1 protein-coding gene is annotated in these 611 nt (G+C 42.7%); it reads right to left on the bottom strand.

Annotation, left to right across the window (positions count from 1 at the left end; translation table 11 throughout):
• Window positions 1–210: 210 nt before the first annotated feature.
• Window positions 211–611 (bottom strand): hypothetical protein (locus ACFORK_RS29075; RefSeq protein ID WP_379205554.1); only part of this gene is annotated, 401 nt, incomplete at its 5' end.

Here is a 611-nt window from a genome sequence, read left to right as displayed (position 1 = left end):
CTGGGTCGTCCCAGTGCACTAGCCCCAAGCATCCAGTATCGTGCATCGAACCTGGACTGGCATCTTGTTTCATACATGATATTTTACATGTTTCAATGCCATTCTGCCAAATCTTCCCACCCTCTCCCTCTCCCACAGAGTCCATAAGACTGATCTATACATCGGTGTTTGTTTTGCTGTCTAGTACACAGGGTTATTGTTACCATCTTTCTAAAGTCCATATATATGCGTTAGTATACTGTATTGGTGTTTTTCTTTCTGGCTTACTTCACTCTGTATAATAGGTTCCAGTTTCATCCACCTCATTAGAGCTGATTCAAATGTATTCTTTTTAATGGCTGAGTAATACTCCATTGTGTATCTGTACCACAGCTTTCTTATCCAATTGTCTGCTGATGGGCATCTAGGTTGCTTCCATGTCCTGGCTATTATAAACAGTGCTGCGATGAACATTGGGGTACACGTGTCTCTTTCCCTTCTGGTTTCCTCAGTGTGTATGCCCAGCAGTGGGATTGCTGGATCATAAGGCAGTTCTATTTCCAGTTTTTTAAGGAATCTCCACACTGTTCTCCATAGTGGCTGTACTAGTTTGCATTCCCACCAACAGTGTA

This window comes from Paenibacillus sp. GCM10012306 (assembly GCF_042649265.1).
GTDB lineage: Bacteria > Bacillota > Bacilli > Paenibacillales > Paenibacillaceae > Paenibacillus_AQ.
Note: the sequence above shows the minus strand (reverse complement) of the source record. Positions and strands in the feature narration are given on the sequence as shown.